Genomic DNA, 22,063 nt, shown 5'->3' with positions numbered 1-22,063 from the left:
CAGGGGTTCATGAAGAAGGGATGGAAGCGCGGAATTCGCGGATTGGCGATTCTCGCGGGATTAGGAGCGGCCTGGTTGGCCGCAGGGTCTGCGGTTCAGGCTGCGGGTGTAGATTTCAAGGATGTCCCAGCCTCCCATTGGGCTTATGACAAAGTCATGTGGGCGAAGAATAACGGGGTGACGGACGGGTATCCGGACGGGACATTCCGACCGGCTCAATCGGTGACGGAAGCGGAGTTCCTGAGCATGCTGGTCCGGGCTTATCCGGAGATTAAGCTGGATGCGGCGAAGGGGCAGGAGACATGGTATACGCCGTACTATAATTTAGCGTTCGAGTTAACCTGGCCGGTGAGCGACAAGCCAAATGAGCCGATCACACGCGGGTCGGTGGCCCGCTTGATGGCGGCTTTTTACGGGCAGAGTTTGGGTGAAGATGAGGCGGTTCAGTGGGTGCTCGCCCAAGGCTTGGCCCAAGGGAAAAGCGGTGCCGGCGTGGAAGGTTTTGCCCCGAAGGACGCGGTGTCGCGGGCGGAAGCGCAGACGTTCCTGTATCGGCTGAAGCTGACGTTGCCGAAGGCGACAAGCCCGGATCTGATCAAGCCGGAGATCCAGCTGCAAGGCGTTGGGATTGGGGATTCGACGGACCGCGTGATCGAGCTGCTTGGTGAACCGGCGCGCAAGGACGTGACCAACTACGGGTTGGAATGGTACATCTATAATAAGGATTACAAGCATTATACGCAGGTTGGCGTGGCCGACGGCAAGGTGGTTGGTTTGTTCGGCAATCATGAGGAGTGGCAGTTCGGGCCCGAGGCGGAGAAAGGGCTGGAGACGTTGCGGAGCAGCCTGGCCGCGATCTGGGATAAGAGCGAGAACCCGCCGCGGGAATATGTGGAGACGTATACGCCGAGAGGGCAGTACCTCAACCTGTACCTGGACAAGCACGAGAAGTTCCGCGTGGACGGGGTGCTGCTGATGGACAAGAAATTTACGGAGTCTAACGTGTACGCGCCATCTACGCCGGAGTCGCTGAAGGCGACGGAGCGGGAGATTTTGGACCTGACCAATGCGTTTCGTGTGCAAAAAGGGTTAGGCGTGCTGAGCTGGAACGAATCCGTGGCCGAGGTGGCGCGCTCGCATAGTAAGGATATGGCGGAACGGAATTATTTTGAACATGATAATCCGGAAGGGAAGTCGGCGGGCGACCGCATGATGTCTCGCGGGATTCCGCAGTTCCGTGCCTGGGGTGAAAATATCGCCGCCGGCTACCTCGACGCGATCGATGGGCATTATGGCTGGCTTAATTCTTGGGGCCACCGGGAGAATATGCTGGAGCCGGCGTTTACGATGCTGGGTGTTGGTGCCGTGGACGGCTTGGATAGCAGCGATTACGATACGTATTATACGCAAAACTTCTATACGCCTTTGTAAACCGGCTAGGGAGCCGGGGGGCAGGGTTGGATAGGGGGAAGGAACCGCCTGGGGGATGTGACCGGGGCGGTTCCTTTTTTGCGCGGAGTATGGTAGAAAAGATAAAGGACAACCTGTTAATACGGAAGCCGGCCGCGGGAGTGCGGCGCATAAGAAAGGATGCTTGAACTATGTACGTCGTATGCAAAGATCATGTGGAATTGGCCATCGATATGTTCGTGGATGAGTTTGAGGAAGCGCCCGATGTGGTCGATTTGGAGCACACCAAGTTTATTGACTGGGAGCCCCCGGTGAAGTGTCAGGAATGCGATCGTGAGGCACGGTTTTTGGTGGTGTAGCGGTGTAGTGTCGTGTTGCACAATTGAATGAGGGACGACGAACGGGGCGACGGCATGCAGGTGACGGGCCCCGCTGTTTTTTTATATAGGGTGACGAGTTTAGGACGAAAACGGAGGATGAACTTAAGTGCTGATTCAAATCGTGGCCGTCGGCAAATTGAAGGAAAAATATCTGGTACAGGGCATTGCGGAATACGCGAAGCGCCTGGCGCCGTATGTGAAGTTTCAAGTCGTGGAGGTGCCCGACGAGAAAGCGCCGGAGACGATGAGCGAGGCGGAGCTCATCGGCGTGAAGGAGCGCGAGGGCGAACGCATCCTCGCGCAAATCAAGAGCGACGCGCATGTCATTGCGCTCGCGATTGGCGGCCAGCTCTGGAGCTCGGAAGAGCTGGCCGGTTGTCTCGATCAGCTCGGCACCTACGGGACGAGCCATGTCGTGTTCGTCATCGGCGGGAGCCTCGGGCTCGCCGATGCGGTTCTCAGCCGCGCGCAGCAGCGGCTGTCGTTCGGGCGCATGACGCTGCCCCACCAGCTCATGCGCCTGGTGCTCACCGAGCAGATTTATCGCGCGGTGAAGATTAACCGGGGGGAACCTTATCATAAGTAAACGAGATATGTTGATAATACTTTTTATTATTATAAAATGATTAAAGGAAATAAAATTGTAATGGTGAATTATTATATTGGTAATAATAAACAGAAAGGAGACTGATAATTAATGATAATGGTAAAAGAAATTAGTTTTGAATTAGAGGATACTGAAACAGTTATTCATAAATATAAATTTGAAGCAAGTGATAATGATGATCAAATTTTTATTGATAGTCAGGGAATTGAAATAATGATTTCAGGTAAAAACGGATCTTTATGCCATAGTGTTAAAGTAATTAGTGGAGAATCTATATTAGATGAACATCTTGACTATTTATGTGACTTATTTATAGATAATTATAACAAACAAATTAATGACAATAATGAAACTAATGAACAAGGTGTAGAAATTGAAAAAGAGTTAATCAAAAAAAATGACCCAGATATTTTAGTTCCATATGACCCCAACACAATTAGAGTTACACAAGCTAGATTCTCATTAAGAGAGATATTTGAAATGATAAATGGTACAGAACATGATGAGTCTATACTGGACTTGTCTCCAGACTTTCAGAGAAATTATGTGTGGGATAGTACACGTAAATCAAGGTTGATCGAGTCTATTTTATTAAAAATACCACTTCCTGTATTTTATTTGGCAAGGAATAATGAAGGTAAATATCAAGTTGTTGATGGTGTACAACGTTTATCCGTAATTAATCAGTACTTTTCAAATGGGTTTAGTCTGCGTAATTTAGAATACTTAAAAAATGAGTGTGATAAAAAATTTTTTCAAAAAGATCCAAAAGTATCACTACACCCAAAATTTGTTCGACAGCTTCGTTCATACCAAATTGATTGCAATATCATTGAACCTGATACTCCACACCGAGTTAAGTCCGATATCTTTAAGAGATTAAATACTGGCGGTAGAAGTTTAAATAGTCAAGAGATTAGAAATTCCATTTTAAGAAAAGACTCAAGAGATTTTATAAGAAAATTGGCTAAATCTCCTGAGTTTGTTACTGCTACTAATCGTAGTATTAATGTGAAAAGAATGATGGACCAAGAATTAGTTACGAGATATATAGGATTCTATTTCCTTTATAAAGACATCGGTATAACCAATAAATTGAAATATAATGGGATTATGGACGAATTTCTAGATAATGTAGTTGAGGTTCTGAACTCGGATTATAAAAAAATTCCATTTAATCAATTAGAAGCGGATTTTAAAAAGTCAATGAGTAACGCATACATATTGTTTAAGGATTATGCATTCAGAAAAGTTAAACTTGATTATAGTAAGTTTCCCAAAAATATGGTTAACAAATCTTTATTCACTGCTTTTTCTGTTTTATTATCTAATTTTAGTTCTGATGAAGTAAAGAATAAGGGAATACTTATTACTGAATTTGCGAAATATTTAGAGGATAATGAATATTTATATGATTCAATAACTAATGGAACCAATGATAAGGCTAGAATAGATACAACATTCCTTTTAATTGATCAATTTCTGATATCAAATATTGGGGGAAAAAATGATAAATAGTATAGAAGTGAAAAATTATAAGTGCTTTAGGGAAAATAATATTGAATTGAAGAATGCATCCATATTACTTGGTATCAATTCAGGTGGTAAGTCTTCATTAATTCAGTCAATTTTACTCTTCGACCTTGCACTTGATACTTTAAAGGAAGAAAGTGTCCAAAGTATTGACTTAGTGACTAATAAATATGGGATTGAATTACACTCATATGATGAATTAATAAATAGGGATTCGTATGACAACTTTTTTAGTATATCGTTTAATAATAATGTAGTAGCGACATATAAACCTAGCAGTGATTTAAATGTATTGGATGTAAGTTTTAATAAACCCAGTATAGATATTAAACTTGATATAATTTACTTAGGTTCTAACAGGTATATTTCAACTAAGCAAAAAAGTGGAACATTACGCAATATTGTTTTAGGGGATCAGAACGAATATTTAGGATATATAATTGAAAAAGGTAGACATGCAAACAATATACCAGTGTATACCGAAAGAAACTATTGGAACAAAAAAGACACTAGTTTGTTAGAAATACAAATTAATGATTGGCTAGACTTTATTTTTCCTGGTAATAAAGTGACTTCTGCTAATACCGGTAAAGATAATAAATACCTTTTATTATTTGATGACGAATTAGGTCTTCATCATTCTAATATAGGGTTTGGTATTTCATTTGTATTACCTATTATAGTAGCTGGTTTAATTGCAAAAAAGGGGAGTGTATTAATAATTGAAAATCCTGAATTACACTTACACCCGAAAGCACAGTCGAATATAGCTTTATTTTTATCAGTAATTGCTTCATCAGGAGTTCAAGTAATTATCGAAACGCATAGCGAACATATCGTCAATGGATTTAGAAAGGGTGTTCTTGAAAAGGAAAATCCATTTACGTATAGTGATTTACAGTTAATTTACTTTAATAACAACTCTGAGAGTATAGTTGAAAATATCATTTTAAATGAAAAAGTTGAAATTAATAATTGGCCTGAAGGTTTTATGGATCAAGAAGAAAAAGATCTATATGAAATTAGGAAGATGAGGTTGAGGCTGATTGGAGAAGCTAATAATTAATAATGATATTTTTAGTGAAATGTTAAGTTCAAATGATATTGAAACATTCATAAGTATTTCTGAAGTATTAGATAATATGTCTTATAAACTAATTTTTTCTGCTGCTAATATAGAAACTGTATTTGATAATGTTATAAAAGTAGAAGATAGAGATAATCGAGCTATTATAAACAAAAGATTAGAGAAACAGTCTCTCTATATATGTGAGGAAGAATATATAGGATATGTAACACATTTAGAAAATTTAAAGAATGAAGAGATATATACTATTCACGAAGTACTAATAGAGAATAAGTATTTTGACAATTTGAATTTTATGCTCTCTTTTAACTGGAAAGACAATAATCACATAAGAAATATAACAAGCTACGATAGTTTATTAGATATATTAATTCTATTTACAAGTAGACACGATGATATTGTTTCTTTTACAAACAGTTTAAATTTCATACCATTCTTTGTTATAGATTATGAGCTAGATAAATCATTAAAAAACTTAAACGATGGGTTTGATCAAAGAAAAAATGAAATTTTATATCATTTATATTGTATTGCAAAAGAAATACCGAATATAATCGATCGTGGATTTAAAGATTATGAAAGTATTGGAGAACAACTGACATTGTCATGCTCTCCTGAACGAAACAGAGATACGGTTAAAGAGAAATTAATAAAAAAGATTGATGAAAAAACTATAAACTGCGAATTGCATACTAAAATGAGAAGAATATCCTCAAATGCACCTGATAGAATCTATTTTTGTCCCTCAGTACCATTTGGGGTTCACAAAGATTGGGATAATAAGATATACATATACCAAATTACTGCCCATGTTTAAAGTCTCCCTTACATCCACCACGCTGAACCGTATCATAAATAACGGCAAGTTACAGGGTTTCCATATCATTCTTCCGCTTGTTTATGCCTTGCTAGGTATCGACACCTGGGTGCTGCGCACGAGAAGCAGCAGGCTCTAGTGGAAGCAATAGGGCCATCCCGCAAAGGATAGATCTAAACTTGTCGTTATAGAGAATACGGATAATTGCAAAAGGCTTGCTAAGGGAAGCCTCAAATAAATGCGGCTATCCAAAAAGTGAGACTAATCCATACACAAAGGGGTGAATAGAAGACGGTATCTTGTTTTGCAAATCTAGTATGTTTGATTTTCTTAAAAAAGCCTACATATTTTCCTTCGCCAATCGCACGTAACAAGAAAACAACTCCTCCTGCTATACAAAGCCATTTTGTAAGAAGGGAGGAGGTGATGACTGTGAACATTTCTATCTGAACTAGCAGTAATACAGATGCAAAGAAGCAGAGGAATCCGATCAAAAGTGTACCTAACCTTCCTGGCCGCAACACTGGCAATTTACTGTCATCCTTAGTTGGAAGAGCTGCATGTAGTCCCCAACTTCCGCCAAATGCCAAAAAACGTGTAATAAACCGATACTTATAAATATAAAAGATGTGATTCCTATTAAAGTCTCTACCAATTTACCACCCCTCCTTCATGTTATCGTCCCTAGAGCTGAAATTGGTACAAGCGCTGCGCCTGGTTGCGATAGATCCCTTTAGGGGCATACTTCATTAGTTGATTTCTGACACTGGTGATAAACAAGCTTTCCGATTGTGCCATATTCCCGATCCTCCAGGATTGATCTGATATTTGCTTGATTCTCTTTCTGCGTCTGGCATCATAATCTGCGAATGCCTCTTGATCATTGTCTTGTATACGAAGGCATTCGGCCAAAATACGCGCATCCTCAATCGCTTGGCAGGCTCCTTGTCCCATATTAGGGGTGATCGCATGAGCAGCATCACCTATCTCCACCTCCTAGTTACGATCAATACCTTCCCATACAACATCATATTGTTTTCTAAATGATCTACAAATCAATTGTACTCCCCACCAAACAGTGTTAATCTGAAAATCGGCAACCTTAAGTATCCACGCTGCCGCACACCCCACAATACCCGCCGTTATGGCGATTCAGAAAGGTAACACCATGATTAAAATAGATAACCTATCCTTCTCCTTCCCGCAAAAAGAACTCTACAAAAACATTTCCTTCACGCTCGAAGAAGGCCAACACTGCGCCTTTATCGGCACGAGCGGTAGCGGGAAAAGTACATTGATCGAGATGCTGATGGACCCGGAAAGACATTTGTTCGAGGGCAAGCTGGAGATCGCCCCGGATTGCAGAATCGGGTACGTTAGTCAATTCTCGCAGGTGGACAAAACGAAGGAAATGACCGTTTTTGAATATATCGGGGAAGAATTTATCAAGATCCAGGACGTACTCACCGCGATTTATGCTGAGATGGCAACCACGTCGGATATGGATTCGCTGATGGAAAAGGTTCAATCGGCGTTGGACGCATTCGATGCAATAGGCGGGGATGATTTCGAAAGCACGATTCATAAGCAACTGAATCTCGCCAATCTGATGAAGCTGAAAGATGCCAGAGTATCTTCCTTGAGCGGCGGGGAATTCAAGCTGATCCAAGTCATGAAGGAAATGCTCAGCAGCCCGGACTTAATGATTATGGACGAACCGGACGTGTTTTTGGATTTTGAAAACCTCAATGCGCTCAAAAAATTGATCAATTCCCACAAAGGCACGCTGCTGGTCGTTACGCACAACCGCTATCTGTTGAATCATTGCTTCAATAAAATCATCCACCTCGAAAACTTGGAAATCCAGGAGTTTGACGGGCGGTATATCGATTATAACTTCTCGCTGCTTCAGACCAAGATTGAGCTGCAAGAAATCGCGATCGCCGAAGCCGAAGAAATCGAGCGATACGATCACATCATCGACAATCTTCGAGAGATCGCAACGAATGTTGCAGACGCGTCCAGAGGAAGGGCATTAAAAGCCCGAGTTAAGTTTCAGGAAAGATTGGAAGCACGCCGAATCAAAGCGCCGTTTGTCGAGATCAAGCAGCCGAATATTCGTTTTGATCTGGATCGTAAAGTGGAAGACGCCACTGTCGTAAAGGTTGCCAATTACAGCGTAGCCTTCGACGAGCTGCTTCTGCACAACGTTAATTTCGAGATCCAATCTACAGATAAAGTCGCGATCATCGGCCCGAACGGCACAGGGAAAACGACTTTGCTCCGCGAAATCTTCAAAAACAACCATGACTCCATTGAAATCAATGCAGATGTGAAAGTAGCTTATTTATCGCAGCTTCAAGACGAAACGCTAAAAGACTCGAATACGATCCTTAATGAATTCATCGACGCGGGGTTCAAAACGTATGACGAGATTAGAGCGTATCTTGCGAACTACGGCTTTGAAGGCGTAATCCTGGATCAGAAGATCCAATCCTTATCCGGTGGAGAAAAGAACATGCTTCAACTGGCTAAAGTCGCTGGTAGTCAAGCCGATCTGCTGCTGTTTGATGAACCGACCAGCCATTTGGACCTCTATACGCAGATTGCGCTGGAGAAAGCCATCGAAGACTACAAAGGCGCGATTCTGATGATTTCCCACGATTTTTATTCAGTCGTAAATGGCATGGATTATGTGCTGATCATTGACGACAAGACGATTAGAAAGATGAGTATGCGCAAATTCAGACAGATGATCTACGCCCGTCATTTTGATAAAGACTATTTGGAAAACGAACAAAAGAAAAAGGCCGTTGAAATGCAGATCGAATTAGCGTTGAAAAATACGGATTTTGAAACGGCAAAAGGCTTGGTCGACGAGTTGGAAGACATCATTAAGCAGCTTTAGACGGCAACGCTCATAGTGAAGGTAGAAAAAGGCCAAAAGAAGACACTGATGAATAATCTCTCAGTGTCTTTTACTGCATACTTATTGAATTCACTATGGACTGGTAAAAATTAATTAGCCCATATATTGTAAAAACTTGCCGTTAGAGTGTTGCGGTGAACCGTATCATAAATGACACAAATTTTTGGGGGGGAGGTCTGAATGACCTCCCCCAGTCCCAAGCTCCCATCGTTAGATGGGGGCTGATTTGAGTTTCTAGCATGAACACATCTTCAGTTAAGGAGATGTAACAGACTAACTTGGGTACTACGCTAACGCCCCCCCTTTAAATGCAGCTAAATATACCAAAGAGGCTACAGCTAGTTAGTAGCTGTAGCCCTATGATTTCTATCGTTTAGATATCAAGTTTACGTTCACCAATCCATTTCACCATTGCCGGATCACGATGGGAGAAGAACAGGCTCTCTTTCGTATCTAACATAGCAATCGACTCCATATCCGGCTGACTTAATTCAAAGTCATTACGAACAGACTTTGGAATTACAACAACTTCTCTTTGTGTCAGCCACCTTAAAACCACTTGAGCGACAGATTTATTATACTTTTGAGCTATAGATTGCAATACTTCATTTTGGAACAAGTTATTTTTTCCTTCAGCAAAAGGAGCCCATGACTCGATCTGAACATTGTTTTCTCTCATGAATTTTGCATTTTCGATTTGCTGGTTGAAAGGATGCGTTTCTACCTGGTTAACGGCAGGAACAACTTCATTATGAATAATCAAATCGATCAGGCGGTCTTCGTGGAAATTACTAACCCCAATTGCACGCACTTTTCCTTCCCGATACAAGTCCTCCATAGCGCGCCAAGAACCATGCACGTCGCCATATGGCTGATGAATCAAATACAGATCCAAGTAGTCTAACTGCAATCTTTGCAACGATTTTTCAAATGCCATCTTGGTGCGCTCATACCCGGTATCCTGGACCCAAAGCTTTGTGGTGATAAATAAGTCCTCTCTTACTACACCACTGCGTTTGATTGCTCTGCCCACGGCTTCTTCATTCATATAAGAGGCAGCCGTATCAATAAGACGATAGCCTGCAACAATAGCGTCATAAACGCTTTGTTCGCATTCCGTTGAATCAGCAATCTGAAAGACACCAAAGCCAAGTATAGGCATCTCAACGCCATTGTTCAGAATTACGTTTTGCAAAAAAATCCTCCATTGTTTTAAAGTTATTATGTGTACATTAACTCGATGTATCCTCGAATCAGACGGCTTTTGCAGTATCATTATGCACCTATTTAAAAAGGGACCGTTATCACGATCTTATCAAATGTTTGCCTAATCCCCTCACAACTACTTATGTACCGATGGATCATGAACTATAATTGAACTAAAAAATAACGGAGCGAGGAGTGTAAAGTGTCTGAAATATTCACTATGCAGCAAAATGAACTTATCGAAATTATCTATCGCCACGCAATAACCGATGGTGTCCACACGACTGCCATTCCATCCTTAGTTTTCGTACGCGAATCTAATGGATCTGTACCCCGCCATGGAGTTTATAAACCTTCCTTTTGCATTGTAGTTCAAGGCGCGAAGGAGGTCTGGTTGGGGGAAGATTGCTTCAAGTACAATCCTGCAGATTACCTGATTTCTTCCGTTCACTTGCCTGTTATTGCTCAAGTTACCGAAGCGTCTCCCGATGTACCGTATTTGGGTTTTATACTTGAATTTACGGCAAATCAAATTTTAGAGATTTTGCGTGATTCTGATATTCGGGATGGATCGAAAGAACAGGCAAAGCGGGGGATGTTTGTTAACCGAATGGAGTTGTCTTTATTGGATGCGGTCATAAGGTTGGCTCGGTTGCTGGACAATCCGAGGGACATTCTAATACTTGCGCCGCTGTTTACCAAGGAGATACTGTACAGAGTTCTGCAAGGTCAGCATGGGGTTAGGCTCGAACAAGTTGCAATAGAGGGTAACTCTGCCCATCAAATAAATGAAGTTATTGAACATATCACAAATAACTTTGATAAATCATTTCGGATTGAGGATCTTGCAGAAAAAGTGAATATGAGTGTCTCGTCGCTGCACAGGCATTTCAAAGAGATTACAGCTATGAGTCCTGTTCAGTTTCAAAAACAACTGAGACTGCAGGAAGCTCGTCGCCTGTTATTAACCGAATCAGCAGATGCCGGTGATGTCGCATTTCGAGTTGGCTATGAAAGTCCTTCGCAATTTAGTCGTGAATATTCCCGAATGTTTGGTTTTCCCCCTAGACAAGACATGCAGCGTTTAAAAGCATAACCCGAAGGGATATTTCAAAGTACCAGGGGCCTTATATGAGAGTCGATATCCCGCTAAATAGGCCATTCCATGATGGAATGGCCTTCAGTACATTACGATAGATTGAAAATCCGTTTGCTAATGTCTCGCAGAAAAGCGGCCCAACCTTCTTGAAACTCCGGGTCAGTTGAATCAAGCCCTGTAATCATCCGGGTAACGTTAGGGTACAGCAACGGATAGATCGTCAAACTTGATAGCATAAGCGTTACAAAGGACGGCTCAAGTTCCTTCGGGACAAGGCCCATCTCTTGTTTAGATCGGATATCCTCGTTGTAGCTCTTCAAAAGCTGGCCGCGAATATCCTCTCCGTTTATTTCTCCTGGAATGGCTTCGACGGCTTCCCAGGCCGTATATTTCAAAAAATCCATCAAATAAGCGATATTGATTCTTAATCGGTATTCGGCAATATCCGCAGGATTGGCCGGCAGGATAAAGTTACCCGACGGTACTGAGGAGAGGAAATCCTCGATGGTTTCTTTTAGAAGATGATCTTTGCCCTTGAAATAGTGGTAGATTAACTGTTTTTTTATTCCAGCGCGACGGGCGATCGCTTCGATCTTCGTACCTGCATATCCATTCATAAGAAATTCTTCCCTAGCGGATTCTAAGATTAATTTACGTGTTCGCTCTGCATTACGTATTTCGCCCACGGTAATCCCTTCTTTCCAGAACAATCGTAGTTAATCATATCGGTTTCTTTATAAGAAATCAACTCAACTTAATTTATATAAAGTATTACTTGACGTAAGGTAAATTATTTTGTTTAATGATTATGGTAATATCTTGCTGCTGTGTCACTTGGAGTACAATTCAAAAAGAGGGAGGCGACCAAAGATTAACCCGGAAGTAACTGATTTTATTGAAGCTTTGAAGGAGCCGTGGCAGGTTGAGCTGTCAGTTGCCCTACGCGGCATTGTTCATGAGGCCATTGAGAATGTCCAGGAACGCATCCAGTACAAAAAACCTCATTTTCTCAAGAATGGTAAGTATGTTGCAGTCATCTCGCCATCGAAGGAAGCGGTCAGTTTCACGCTGTTCAATACGACTGGCATGGAGCTTCCAGAAGACCGGTTTGACGGGCCGCCGGAGAGAAAGACACTGAAGCTCCGCAAGGGACAAATTGTTGATAACTCCGAACTGATGGCGCTGCTGAGCAAAGTGGCTTCAGCACTTTGACTTGGAATAAGGAAATAGCCGGATCGTCGTGGATTCGTCGCATGAATGGTGTACAAAAAAATGATGGAAGGATGTTGAACATGACAGCACAACTTAACGCCTACATTCAATCGGAGGATGCGAGCGCGCAGGCTGGGTTTTATGCGCAGGCATTGGGAGGGGAAATCCTTTCGAAGATGACTTACGGGGACATCCCCGGCACGCCAGAATCAAACAAAGATAAAGTGATGCATATGGTATTGTCCGTAGCAGGAGGGAATCTATTGTTCCTTGCTGACTCCCCCCTCGAACTGACTCGGGGAGGACGAATCATTTCGCTGTCACTCACTTTTACTGATGAAGCAGAGGCCCGTCAGTCCTTCGGCAATCTTGCTCAGGGTGGTTCCGTAAAGTATCCTTTTGAATTACAGCCGTGGGGAGCCTATTACGGTGAGATCGAAGATAAGTTCGGAGTGAATTGGATGATCGTGAAACAGTGACCGCTGTTATCTAAAAACAAAGACGCCGGGGAACCATCCCCGGCGTCTTTCCTTGTAGGTTAGCCCCCACATTGATCAGATACTTGATCCACCTTGATTGTGTCGGAGACAGGGAAGTTCATTTCTTACCATGCCACAATTCCTCCGTTCAATTCCTTCACTTGATAACCTTGTTCCAATAAAGACTTTGCTACTTTGTCCGCTGTATTGCACCAGACATCAGCTAGAGCGATGGCTGGGAAGGCGACGGTGTTTCGCCACTGGTCTTCCAAGACCAAATGAAACGGAATAGGGAAAGCGAGAATCGTAAGAAGTTGGGTATAATGATATGATGGTTTAAGCTCGGAGTACCGACACAGCATACCATCTAATACAGGCAAAGGAAGGCTTAAATGACAAGTAATCCTAAACGTTACCGTTTCAGTGAAGCGCCCATCTGGAAAGTCCAGCGAGAGTATTATGAAGAGAAGGGAACGAGGGCCTGGAATAATGACCAAGTTCCCCAATATATAACGAGTAATCCCATGATTGCAGCTGCCTATGCAGAAATGATCTTTGGGTTTCTTCAAGATCGAGTGAATAGGGGAAATGGCTTTGAGCCCGTACATATTGTGGAGCTTGGAGCAGGAGCGGGACGACTTGCTTTCCATTTGTTAAAGGAATTGTGTCAGTTAGTAGACTACGTCGGGATCTCGCTGCCTCCGTTCCGCTATATCATGACGGATTTGGCCATGGACAATGTTATGGCTTGGAAGGCGCATCCCGCGCTTCAAACGTTTATTGCCGAAGGATTACTGGACTTTGCGCAATTTGATGCTGTGCATGATTCAGAGCTGAACCTCATTGTAACAGGCACAACCATTCGTGAAGGAGATTTAAAACAACCCATCATCCTTATTGCCAACTACTTCTTCGATAGCATACCGCAGGAATTGATTTACATTGGAGAGGGGAAGGTTTATGAAACGGATGTTTACGTTGAGCAACCCGAACATCATGATTCGCTTCAACCCGCAGAATGGTTAGATCAAATCCATTTAAGCTATGAGCATCGACGAGCGCCTGAGTACGAACAGGAAACCTATCCTTACCGCAATGTGATTTCCATTTATCAGGAACAACTTGAAGACTCGCATATTTTATTTCCTGCTGCCGGTATCGCTTGTTTGGAGCGTTTGAATCGGTTAACCTCATCGGGTTTTCTTTTGATCACAGCAGACAAAGGAGATCACTTGCTGGATAGCTGGAAATTTGCAGAACCGCCCGAGTTGGTCTTACATGGAAGCTTTTCATTAACGGCCAACTACCATGCGATGAAGTATGTTTATGAACAAAAAGGAGCCGAGGCGTTATTCCCTCCGCATCATTATAAAAATATTAATGTGGGCTGTATTCTCTATCTTGATCAACCATTGGATTATCATCACTTGCGATTAGCCTACCGTCGTTGTATCGAACGCTTTGGTCCCGATGATTTTTTTAATATGAAATGGTGGGTGGATCGCAATCTAGATAGCATGGAGTTGCAGCAAATCTTAAGTTTCTGGCGTTTGGGCGGTTATGATGCGGAATTTTTCATTCAGAGCACGAAGCGGATTTCCAGCCTGTTGCCAGAATCCAATGAAGACGAAAAGCAGGATTTGCTTCGTGGCATTCAGCGGATGTGGTCCTCGTATTACGTCATGGAGCAGCGATATGATCTGGCGCTCGATGCGGGATTGATCCTATTTGAGATGGAGATGTACGAACCCTCCAAATACTATTTGGAGATTTCGGTACACGAAGAGCAAGACGAGGTCGTATCCACTGTATTTTATTGCCTCGCCATTTGCTGTTTCGAGTTAGACTTCATTGAAGACGCAAAGAGGTACTTGCAAAAGTTGTTGGAACTTGAACCTGATAATGAAGAGGCATTAGCGCTGATGAATTATTGATGGGGTTGCTGCAAAGGTAATGGAACAACAAGCGAGTAGAAAGGAGCATCACCTATGGAAGTAACCGCACAGGAAGTGGCAGAATGGATGGTCAAGGAAATCAGGTTTAGGGGAAACCTCTATCAGACCGATGCAATTGAATATGTGAAGACCCATTTCGGCGAACAATTCGTTTTCGTGAATGAGAACGGAAATACATCGCTGTCTAAAGAAGTGAAGAAGGCTTTTCGCAAACTTCACGGGGGCAGAATTGCTTGGGACCGCGACGGATTCTTTTGGGCTTGGACCTGAACCCATGGGGGCAGGTCCCCATCAAGTTAATTCCCCGAGAAGATAACATTCCTCAACTGAACGACCAGACTTTTAAGTTCCTTCTCCCTCTCTAAATAGGACAGCGAGGCCTGTATCAGCGGATGATTCGCGGCCTCCTTGCTAACCTCCGTCTGGATGAAACGGGAAAGCTCCCTTATTTCCGAACGATGTGCGGCACCGGCCGGGATCGTATTCATGGCCGTATCCATCTCCCGAAACAGTTCTGAAAGAATCTGCTCCTTCTCACCCTGCCGGTCCTCGAATCCCCAGTTTAAATACCTCTCGAATGAAGCTTGGTTCAGCATAGACTTAGGATCGGACGTCATCATATGCTTAACGAGCACATGGAGCTTGTCCAGGATGAACCTCGCCGTTTCCTCGAGGGATAACGACCTCTCCTCATATACAATCCAAAAGAGATATTCCTTCAGAATCGCCCGATAGATGGCAACCAAGTCCCATAGATACGGTTGGATTTCCTCGCCATATACATGCAGCAAACACTCTCTATGCCATCGGATGAGCCGGCCCCTAACCTTGTGTCTGAGCGGCTGGAACTTGGGATCCTGTTGAATAGGGAGCTCCGTAAATTCGACCAGAATATGTTTGTACTCCATAAAGTAGCGGAATCGCAAAACGATCTGCTGAACAAACTGTTCTTCCGGCGATAGTCCGGGAAGACGTGTCAGCGCATCGACTTGATCAAAATAATCGTTATGACATTGATTAAATACCTCGCTAAAGAGATCCTCTTTGGAAGGAAAGAATTTATAGACCGACCCCTTGGAAATACCGCAATCCTCGGCAATATCCTGTATCGTCGTCGAAAGAAACCCACGTTCCTTAAAAAGCTTCGTCGCTGATTGTATGACCTCTTCCCTTGTCACATTCATATAAAGATTCTCCCCCTTGACGTACTATGAATCATAGTACAAAATATAAAACACCAAGTCAAATGACTGTGAGTTCACGATTGTTAACACGCAGTCAAATATGAGTGATGGGGAGAATAACGGTATGGAAAAATTATTTGATCCGAAAAAAACAGCGCTGGTTGTCATCGATCTTCAAAAGTGGTTGGGGAACCAATACGCCCCTTATTCCGCCGAGCAGGTGGTATCCAACGCCGCCGACTTGGCAGATGCCTTCCGTAAGCAAGGCTCGATGGTTGCCTTGGTCCGGGTATCCAGCAAAGACCTGAAGGATATCCCTAAACCGAAGTTGGATACCCCTGCACCTGCACTGAATCTTCCTGAGGGATGGGATGAGATCGTCGCGGAAATGCGGGTCACCGATACGGACCACATCATTACCAAGAAGCAGTGGGGAGCTTTTTACGGGACGGAGCTGGACCTGCAGCTGCGCCGCAGGGGAATAGACACCATCGTCTTATGCGGAATCGCAACCGGAATCGGTGTGGATACGACCGCACGGGAAGCATTTATGCATGGTTACCAGCAGATTTTCGCGATCGATGCAATGACTGGATTTTCCCAGGCCGAGCATGATTATGTGAAAAGCTATATTTTCCCGCGCATCGGGCGTACCCGGACTACCCAAGAAATCATCTCTGCCCTTACTGAAGGGGAATCCTAAGGCTATCCAAGGGGGCTATGGCGAATATCGCTACCTTCTTCCGCAGTCAGCTGAATTATGGACAATAAGACGCCGGGGAACCTTCCCCGGCGTCTTATTGATTTAGCACCCACATTGATCAGATATTTGATCCACCTTGGTTGTGTCGGAGACAGGAAAGTTCATTTCTTGCCATGCCGCAATTCCTCCGGTTAATTCCTTAACATGATAACCTTGTTCCAATAAAGTCTTTGCTACTTTGGCCGCAGTATTGCACCAGACATCCCAGCAGTAAACGATAATTTCCTTATCCTTGGGTATTTCATTTAAGCGGTTTGACAATTCCTGTTCAGGTAGAACATAAGCATCCTTAATGGTTACACTTCTTACATGAATGGGGCCGTTTCTAACATCCATTAAGAAGTATTTCTCCGGATCCATTTGCTTAGCTCTCATATAATCCATAGGGCTGATGGTTGCTTCCAAACGTGCATTAAAATAATCAAGTGCGTTCATATTCTACAATCTCTCCTGTTCTTTAAAGTGTTTTCCAAACTTTAACCAGAAAATCTTTAAGTAAATGCTTTTCTTGCTGAGTTAAAGGAGCTAAAACGTCTAATTCAACCTGTTTTAAAAAGTCCCAACGTGAATCCAAAACCTCATTTCCCTTATCCGTAATCACAAGGCTATAGGATCTTCGATCATTAGGGTTCTTTGTTCGCTCCACAAATCCTAAAGATTCCAAATGGTCCATGTGGCTTACCATAGTTGTTCTATCGATTTGTAGGTTATCGGAAATATCCTTTTGCGATGAATAAGGGTTTCCTTGAATAAATAAAAGTACCCCATATTGTCTTGCATTAATGTGAAAGGGGAGGAGTCCTTCAGCAAACTTATCTTCCATTTGTTGCAGGACTTTTCCAAGCAAAAAACCATAAGATTGATTCCATTTATCCAACCTAATAATCACCTCCTGATAATCAGTTATTAATATAATCAGTATAACTGATCAATTTTCGGATAGCAAGTGTTTAGGAATTTGCGGCTTACTCTGCGATTGAAAACTTAACTTACCGTCTTATTGACAAAATCAATCTCCGTTCGGATCCCTTTATGGGCGTCATTCCACAGGCCTTTTATCAGGCGAATGCGCAGCAGGCATGTATTAGGGTCTTCGTCGTTATTGGCTTCGTTGTACCACTCAGCGAATATGGTGCGCAGCTTTGCCATCATCTCCGCGTTTTTCTCGTCACAAACCCAGCCCAGGTTTTCACCGATCCCATCGGCCGTAAAGTTTTCCACGATGATACAAACGGCGACTTCGGGGTTTTGGGCGATCTGCTGCATCTTGTTTGAGGTCGCATAGGTGACGGTGTAGAAGGCGCCGTCCTCATAATAGGCGTCCACAATGCGGGCGGCGGGACGGCCTTTGCCATTGGCCCCCGGTTCCAGCGCGATGGTGGATAGAGAGATCAGGCCATCCTTGTTACCCACTTGTTCTTCCAGCAGTTTCATAGCTTCGTCGTATTTGCTCATCATATTACCCCCTAAAGTGTGGTAAGGCTTACATGATGAAGCTTATCATTGTCAAATTTTAGTGCATGTGATGAAATATACGATAATCGTGGAAAAAGAAAGTAGCGAGGATTAGGGGGGGCCTGAATTAGAGATATTGTGACTTTATTTCATCAAGTTGTTGAAGATAACTTTTCTTGAGCTGTTCCGGAAATTCAATTTTTACATGTTTCCCATAGGAACATAGATAATGCGTCATGTAGTCGAGTTCAGCTTCATTATAGCCGCCGGTCAGATAAGAGATCCCGTCCTTCTCTTCTAGCACCATATTCGGGTAATGATGCTTTAAAAATAGTTCTTTCCCAAACGAAGTTAATTGAGCGCGAAAAGGGATATGATGATAATTTTTCACGTGTTCCTCATGAGATATCTTCAGTTCTTTAAGGGAGTGGGTATGTTCAATTTCTTCAAGAATTTCGCACTCTGACATATAATCACAGCGATAGGTTCCCCACATTCTTTGATTGACCTCATAAGCACTACAAAACCAAATGCCATTGCGATAAAACAATTCATAAACCTGAAGATCAATTTGAATGGTTTCATGTTGAGAGTAGATCATTCGAACCACTTTTTCTTCCATAATCGCAGTTAAGATAAGCGCAAGATATTCTGGCGGGTTAATTGGAGCAACGCTATAATACCGAACCACCTTAAGCATCCGATCAAGATACTCTTGCTGGCTCTTAGGTAAAGTGGCCAATAATTTTTGTCGGATATGTGGATATGATTTTTCAAAAGGCGTGCTTGAGAGAATGTTTAGGGCATTCAATGCGAAGAAAATAGCTCGAATCTCATCCTTGTTGAAATAAACCGGGGGCAGCAAGGTTTGGTTAATCAATTTATAACCTCCGTATCTGCCGCTTTCTGTATAATAAGGCAAACCCAGCGCAGCCAATTCTTCAAGATCTCTTAGTGCCGTTCTTTTAGAAATATGAAACTCTTCCATCAAGTCTTTTAATCGAAATTCGTGTTTATTGCTCAAAAAAATAAGTTCCTGATTGAGACGTTCTGCTTTTTTCATTCTTTGCTCCACCTTTGTTTAATGGTGTCTAATATTGTCACCTTTTAAGGGTACACTTAGTTTATCAAAAACAAAGGAGTTTTATAGATGAAAACTTTACTTATTAACGCACATCCTGATTTTACAAACCGCAATCACTTTTCCGTTCAATTGCAAGAAAAATTTATTGAAAAGGTTAAGCATGAATTCCCGGACGATGAACTGACAATCATAAATCTTTATGAGTTGGATATTCCAAGAATTGAAGCGGATGGATTACTTGCGATTTGGAACAAACAAAAGTCTGACATCGCCCTAAATCCAACTGAAGCAGAGATTGCCAAACAGTCTGCTGCATTATTGACGCAATTCAAGGACCATCATCGGATCGTCATTTCAACGCCGCTGCATAACTTTAACATTACCTCTCGACTCAAGGACTACATGGATAACATCCTCATCGCACGTGAAACGTTTAAATACACAGAGTCGGGTTCTGTGGGATTGATGACCGATGACTATCGATTGCTTCTCCTGCAAGCCTCAGGTGGAATCTATACGAATAACGACCGTTATACTGCATTGGATTTTGCCCCTAATTATCTAAAAGAGATGTTTACGAATATCATGGGCTTTAGCCAGTTCGATTTGGTTCGCGCTCAAGGAACGGATATCTTGTCTGCCGATCAGGTGTGGGAGCATGCGAATCTAGATCTAGAAAAGGCTTTTCGGCATTTTTACGAAAATTAATCGTCATTTAGGTTGAACAGCTTTAAACTCGTCAATCGTTTCTGGGGTGTGTTTGCCTTCTTTTCCTTGGAAAAGGTCCATATTAACGGTAACATCCATACAACCTAGATAGGTTCCGTTTTTATCCCGTACAGCCATGAATTTTTGATAAATTTGACCGGATTCCCCAGAACGTTTGGGGAACCAAAATTCCCATTCATCGCGTGTTCCTGAACGAAAATCATTCAACAATTTTTCAACGTGATGCGCCACTTTGGGATGAAGTTCAAGCACATGGCGACCAATGGCTTCTTTACGACGACCATGGACACGGTTTGGATTATTGGAATACCAACGGAAAATATCGTTAGCATCGCAAAAGCCCATTTCAAACGGCAATAGATTAATAATTGAATCCAAAGTGCTTGCTTGAATGGCACCTGTTTCAAAATTGATGACCGCCTCCGGACTAATTAAGTCGGACAATTTATCTTTAGACATATAAAAATCCTCCTTTATGGAATCTCCCTTTAGGAGATGGATCTATTAGGTAATAATGATAGCAGTAATAATGATTCAAATTGTGACTTGTTTCACAAAAAACGAAATAACCAGGATTTCCAGAGTCACACATCCGCTTCACCTCAAATATGATGGGTCTAGAAATCGAATGAGGTGAGCAAATGGCAGTCGTGAAATCCAGGCAACAGGATATCGATATGTTGGCAAGGTTGCTTCGGGCCGAGGCGGAGGCCGAAGGCGAAATGGGCATGCTCCATGTTGGAGCAGTTGGCATTAACCGAATCAGAGCGAATTGTTCCGATTTCACAGGAATCCGGACCATTCCCCAAATGATTAACCAGCCGCATGCATTCGAAGCGCTGCAACATGGGATGTACTATCAGAAAGCAAGAGATAGAGAACGCCGTCTGGCGCAACGGGTTGTGAATGGAGAACGGAGTTGGCCAGCCAAATTCTCGCTGTGGTATTTCCGCCCAGGATCGTATGACAACCCCGGTCCCTGTCCGCCAACTTGGTATAATCAGCCGTTTGTTGGTCGATGGAAGAAACATTGTTTCTATGAACCAACTGCGGAAGAATGCGCAAGTGTATATAGTACGTTTTAAAAATTAGTTAGCAAAAAGACAGTTAGGGCACATGGAGTAGCCTTAACTGTCTTTTTTTTATTCAGTGATCCTATTGGATTGCAAAATCGATAAAAATGACGCCAGCTGTTTCTGTGATTCGGGCTTATTGAACAATTAGGCCGATGAATAATGCAATTGTTTTTTCGTCTAAAGAAATGAGAATCCCAAAAACAATCTTTGAAGTGTTTGAAATGTCATTAACCTCCACACAAGCAAAAGCACATGCTAGAAAGGGACAAGTCGATTCCGTTAGTGAGCCGAGCGTTATGTCCTTCATTAGTGTAAGTTCACCATTCCCAATACCCGTTTCAACCAGCTGAGGCACCCAATCGGGTGCCTTCGATTTCGCTCTATAGTTGATACGGAGAACCTTACCCCAATTATCGGCAAGTTTTTCTGTCGAAGCGAGCAAGAGACTGAAAATACATGTGCTATTGCAACTTCTCAGAGTCTTATAAGTTATTAAATAGCTCGATTTTATAATCGAGTTTCTCCAACATCTTATCAAGCTCCTTAGCAACTTGTTTCTCGAAAATTTTTAAGGTGTGAGAACAATTTTCTCTTCAAACTTCTTATTCCATTTAATTGTAATGATGATATCCTCCCCTTTCCTTGGCAAGAAGTTGGTGTCTATTGAAGGAGAAATGACCTTATCACTGAGGTAACTATCAGTCTCAGAAGTTATAGTTCCACTTAGTTGAGAAACGTTACTGGGACTAGCTATATTATAAGCGACATCAAAAATCAATTCTTTAGAGTTGCGTGGTTCAATAGTACATTGGAGCAAATATTTCGATGCTTCGGAACTTTTTTCAGTCTCTCTTATAGTATAATTAGCCGTCCAATGGTCACTTTGTCCTTGTAAAGAAATCATCTCCTTGCTTATTTTATTGTCAGTTTCCTGCTTAGGATTACTATTACACCCAACGAATACAAAAATAAAAATTAATAAAACAAGACCAAATTTGATTTTCATAATTACCTCCTAAATTTTGTAATTATTACTACCAATATTTTCAATATTAGTA

General features: G+C 42.5%; 25 protein-coding genes and 1 pseudogene. 15 read left to right on the top strand and 11 right to left on the bottom strand.

What is annotated here, in order from left to right:
- The first annotated feature begins 9 nt into the window (after nucleotides 1-9).
- From M0651_RS05815 to M0651_RS05790, 6 genes are all read left to right on the top strand, one after another.
- Complete coding sequence (locus M0651_RS05815) at nucleotides 10-1,431, top strand: CAP-associated domain-containing protein (protein WP_248550895.1); 1,422 nt, start codon at nucleotides 10-12, stop codon at nucleotides 1,429-1,431.
- Between the two features lie 170 nt (nucleotides 1,432-1,601).
- A complete protein-coding gene (locus tag M0651_RS05810) occupies nucleotides 1,602-1,769 on the top strand; it encodes a CxxH/CxxC protein (RefSeq protein ID WP_248550894.1) in 168 nt (55 codons plus the stop codon).
- Nucleotides 1,770-1,896: 127 nt separating this feature from the next.
- A complete protein-coding gene (gene rlmH / locus M0651_RS05805; RefSeq protein ID WP_213622498.1) occupies nucleotides 1,897-2,376 on the top strand; it encodes a 23S rRNA (pseudouridine(1915)-N(3))-methyltransferase RlmH in 480 nt (159 codons plus the stop codon).
- Between the two features lie 111 nt (nucleotides 2,377-2,487).
- On the top strand, nucleotides 2,488-3,915 hold the full coding sequence (locus M0651_RS05800; protein WP_248550893.1) for a DUF262 domain-containing protein: 1,428 nt from the start codon (nucleotides 2,488-2,490) through the stop codon (nucleotides 3,913-3,915).
- Nucleotides 3,905-4,996, top strand: coding sequence for an AAA family ATPase (locus M0651_RS05795; protein ID WP_248550892.1), 1,092 nt, complete (start codon nucleotides 3,905-3,907; stop codon nucleotides 4,994-4,996). Before M0651_RS05800 ends, M0651_RS05795 begins: the two co-directional genes overlap by 11 nt.
- Nucleotides 4,977-5,834, top strand: coding sequence for a hypothetical protein (locus tag M0651_RS05790; RefSeq protein WP_248550891.1), 858 nt, complete (start codon nucleotides 4,977-4,979; stop codon nucleotides 5,832-5,834). Before M0651_RS05795 ends, M0651_RS05790 begins: the two co-directional genes overlap by 20 nt.
- Nucleotides 5,835-6,064: 230 nt before the next feature.
- On the opposite strand, the gene M0651_RS24240 is transcribed toward M0651_RS05790, so the two are convergent.
- Together M0651_RS24240 and M0651_RS24070 are read right to left on the bottom strand one after the other, a co-directional pair.
- Nucleotides 6,065-6,424 carry a DUF3995 domain-containing protein gene (locus tag M0651_RS24240; RefSeq protein WP_372490886.1) on the bottom strand — a complete coding sequence of 120 codons (360 nt, stop codon included), beginning with the start codon at nucleotides 6,422-6,424 and terminating at the stop codon, nucleotides 6,065-6,067.
- Nucleotides 6,425-6,662: 238 nt separating this feature from the next.
- Nucleotides 6,663-6,827: pseudogene (locus M0651_RS24070) on the bottom strand (FAD-dependent monooxygenase); the annotation flags it as partial.
- A gap of 175 nt (nucleotides 6,828-7,002) precedes the next feature.
- Between M0651_RS24070 and M0651_RS05780 the strand changes: the two are divergent.
- The gene (locus M0651_RS05780; protein WP_248550890.1) at nucleotides 7,003-8,742 is read left to right on the top strand and encodes an ABC-F family ATP-binding cassette domain-containing protein; all 1,740 of its coding nucleotides are present in this window, start codon (nucleotides 7,003-7,005) and stop codon (nucleotides 8,740-8,742) included.
- Between the two features lie 394 nt (nucleotides 8,743-9,136).
- Here M0651_RS05780 and M0651_RS05775 read toward each other — a convergent pair whose 3' ends face one another.
- Nucleotides 9,137-9,958 (bottom strand): aldo/keto reductase, encoded by an 822-nt coding sequence (locus M0651_RS05775; protein WP_282577777.1) that lies wholly within the window; start codon nucleotides 9,956-9,958, stop codon nucleotides 9,137-9,139.
- 213 nt (nucleotides 9,959-10,171) lie between these two features.
- Between M0651_RS05775 and M0651_RS05770 the strand changes: the two genes are divergently transcribed.
- Nucleotides 10,172-11,065: an AraC family transcriptional regulator gene (locus tag M0651_RS05770; RefSeq protein WP_248550889.1), complete on the top strand. Its 894-nt coding sequence runs from the start codon at nucleotides 10,172-10,174 to the stop codon at nucleotides 11,063-11,065.
- Between the two features lie 92 nt (nucleotides 11,066-11,157).
- Here the strand turns inward: M0651_RS05770 and M0651_RS05765 are convergent, their stop codons facing one another.
- Nucleotides 11,158-11,754, bottom strand: coding sequence for a TetR/AcrR family transcriptional regulator (locus M0651_RS05765; protein WP_248550888.1), 597 nt, complete (start codon nucleotides 11,752-11,754; stop codon nucleotides 11,158-11,160).
- Between the two features lie 184 nt (nucleotides 11,755-11,938).
- On the opposite strand from M0651_RS05765, the gene M0651_RS05760 reads away from it, so the two are divergent.
- The 4 genes from M0651_RS05760 to M0651_RS05745 all read left to right on the top strand — a co-directional run bounded on the left by M0651_RS05760 (nucleotide 11,939) and on the right by M0651_RS05745 (nucleotide 14,984).
- Nucleotides 11,939-12,280 carry a DUF1801 domain-containing protein gene (locus M0651_RS05760; protein WP_248550934.1) on the top strand — a complete coding sequence of 114 codons (342 nt, stop codon included), beginning with the start codon at nucleotides 11,939-11,941 and terminating at the stop codon, nucleotides 12,278-12,280.
- Nucleotides 12,281-12,360: 80 nt separating this feature from the next.
- Complete coding sequence (locus tag M0651_RS05755) at nucleotides 12,361-12,759, top strand: VOC family protein (protein ID WP_248550887.1); 399 nt, start codon at nucleotides 12,361-12,363, stop codon at nucleotides 12,757-12,759.
- A 392-nt stretch (nucleotides 12,760-13,151) separates the two neighbouring features.
- Complete coding sequence (locus tag M0651_RS05750) at nucleotides 13,152-14,693, top strand: SAM-dependent methyltransferase (RefSeq protein WP_248550886.1); 1,542 nt, start codon at nucleotides 13,152-13,154, stop codon at nucleotides 14,691-14,693.
- A 54-nt stretch (nucleotides 14,694-14,747) separates the two neighbouring features.
- Nucleotides 14,748-14,984, top strand: coding sequence for a DUF6953 family protein (locus tag M0651_RS05745; protein ID WP_248550885.1), 237 nt, complete (start codon nucleotides 14,748-14,750; stop codon nucleotides 14,982-14,984).
- 26 nt (nucleotides 14,985-15,010) lie between these two features.
- Here the strand turns inward: M0651_RS05745 and M0651_RS05740 are convergent, their stop codons facing one another.
- Nucleotides 15,011-15,898: a TetR/AcrR family transcriptional regulator gene (locus M0651_RS05740; RefSeq protein WP_248550884.1), complete on the bottom strand. Its 888-nt coding sequence runs from the start codon at nucleotides 15,896-15,898 to the stop codon at nucleotides 15,011-15,013.
- 124 nt (nucleotides 15,899-16,022) lie between these two features.
- Between M0651_RS05740 and M0651_RS05735 the strand changes: the two genes are divergently transcribed.
- A complete protein-coding gene (locus M0651_RS05735; protein ID WP_248550883.1) occupies nucleotides 16,023-16,601 on the top strand; it encodes a hydrolase in 579 nt (192 codons plus the stop codon).
- Between the two features lie 102 nt (nucleotides 16,602-16,703).
- Here the strand turns inward: M0651_RS05735 and M0651_RS05730 are convergent, their stop codons facing one another.
- From M0651_RS05730 to M0651_RS05715, 4 genes are all read right to left on the bottom strand, one after another.
- The gene (locus tag M0651_RS05730; protein ID WP_248550882.1) at nucleotides 16,704-17,096 is read right to left on the bottom strand and encodes a rhodanese-like domain-containing protein; all 393 of its coding nucleotides are present in this window, start codon (nucleotides 17,094-17,096) and stop codon (nucleotides 16,704-16,706) included.
- A 22-nt stretch (nucleotides 17,097-17,118) separates the two neighbouring features.
- Entirely contained in the window at nucleotides 17,119-17,538 is a 420-nt protein-coding gene (locus M0651_RS05725) for a MarR family winged helix-turn-helix transcriptional regulator (RefSeq protein ID WP_248550881.1), read from the bottom strand.
- Between the two features lie 107 nt (nucleotides 17,539-17,645).
- Entirely contained in the window at nucleotides 17,646-18,116 is a 471-nt protein-coding gene (locus M0651_RS05720; protein WP_248550880.1) for a pyridoxamine 5'-phosphate oxidase family protein, read from the bottom strand.
- Nucleotides 18,117-18,243: 127 nt separating this feature from the next.
- Nucleotides 18,244-19,179, bottom strand: coding sequence for a helix-turn-helix transcriptional regulator (locus tag M0651_RS05715; RefSeq protein WP_248550879.1), 936 nt, complete (start codon nucleotides 19,177-19,179; stop codon nucleotides 18,244-18,246).
- Nucleotides 19,180-19,266: 87 nt separating this feature from the next.
- Here M0651_RS05715 and M0651_RS05710 point away from each other — a divergent pair, with 87 nt between their 5' ends.
- On the top strand, nucleotides 19,267-19,908 hold the full coding sequence (locus tag M0651_RS05710) for an FMN-dependent NADH-azoreductase (RefSeq protein WP_248550878.1): 642 nt from the start codon (nucleotides 19,267-19,269) through the stop codon (nucleotides 19,906-19,908).
- A 3-nt stretch (nucleotides 19,909-19,911) separates the two neighbouring features.
- Here M0651_RS05710 and M0651_RS05705 read toward each other — a convergent pair whose 3' ends face one another.
- Nucleotides 19,912-20,388 carry a PAS domain-containing protein gene (locus tag M0651_RS05705; protein WP_248550877.1) on the bottom strand — a complete coding sequence of 159 codons (477 nt, stop codon included), beginning with the start codon at nucleotides 20,386-20,388 and terminating at the stop codon, nucleotides 19,912-19,914.
- 182 nt (nucleotides 20,389-20,570) lie between these two features.
- Here M0651_RS05705 and M0651_RS05700 point away from each other — a divergent pair, with 182 nt between their 5' ends.
- Nucleotides 20,571-21,014 (top strand): cell wall hydrolase, encoded by a 444-nt coding sequence (locus M0651_RS05700; protein WP_248550876.1) that lies wholly within the window; start codon nucleotides 20,571-20,573, stop codon nucleotides 21,012-21,014.
- Between the two features lie 559 nt (nucleotides 21,015-21,573).
- On the opposite strand, the gene M0651_RS05695 is transcribed toward M0651_RS05700, so the two are convergent.
- The gene (locus M0651_RS05695) at nucleotides 21,574-22,011 is read right to left on the bottom strand and encodes a hypothetical protein (RefSeq protein ID WP_248550875.1); all 438 of its coding nucleotides are present in this window, start codon (nucleotides 22,009-22,011) and stop codon (nucleotides 21,574-21,576) included.
- Nucleotides 22,012-22,063 lie beyond the last annotated feature (52 nt).

The sequence above is a fragment of the Paenibacillus mellifer genome (assembly GCF_023195895.1).
Lineage (GTDB): Bacteria > Bacillota > Bacilli > Paenibacillales > Paenibacillaceae > Fontibacillus > Fontibacillus mellifer.
This window is presented reverse-complemented; position numbering and strand designations above follow the sequence as displayed.